Here is a 627-nt window from a genome sequence, read left to right on the forward strand (position 1 = left end):
TATTGTCCTTGTTGGTAAATATCTTGATGTTGTTTGAGAATAAGGATTATGTAAGCGGTCTATTTTATAAAAATTTTTGTAAAATTTAGATCGATTATTTTTGATCACACTTTTATATGATTTCTTTAGCTTTTAAAGAATAAAGGTTATTTTTCATAAGTTAGTTCTATCTAGCAAACTATTTCAATTTATTTTTAAGGTGCTCTGGTAGAAATTCTAATATTGAACTGAAATCTTGAGTATATTGGAAATTTCCAACAAAAATTAACTTATCTGACCTTGTGATTTTTGAAGAATATTCAAAATCAGGCACAGCTAATAAGTAATTAATCTTTTTTATTTTATTTTCTTTTAATTTATTTTCTATTTCATCCCAGCAATCTAAAATTTGAGGATAATCTTTAATAATGCCTTTAACTTTATTTAAGTTTGTAGGCTTCCCTTCAAATATACCATATAAGATTATTGTATGGTCATAATCAAAAAAATCATCAGTAGAAATTTCAAAATCACTAAGGAATTTTACTCTATTATCATTGCTTGGTATGAATAATAATTTTTGTTCTTCATAAGAAATGTATTCAGAAATCCAAATTGATATTTTTTCGTTATCCATTTTATTTTCGG

The 627-nt window shown here is 24.1% G+C and carries 1 protein-coding gene; it reads right to left on the reverse strand.

Going from position 1 to position 627, the window contains the following annotated elements; all coding sequences use genetic code 11:
- Positions 1 to 178: 178 nt before the first annotated feature.
- Positions 179 to 627: immunity 22 family protein (locus tag BDE01S_RS10910; protein WP_218015881.1), on the reverse strand; the 449-nt coding region annotated here is incomplete at its 5' end.

Origin of the sequence: Bergeriella denitrificans NBRC 102155, from assembly GCF_001592185.1 — a bacterium.
Taxonomy (GTDB): Bacteria; Pseudomonadota; Gammaproteobacteria; order Burkholderiales; family Neisseriaceae; genus Neisseria; species Neisseria denitrificans.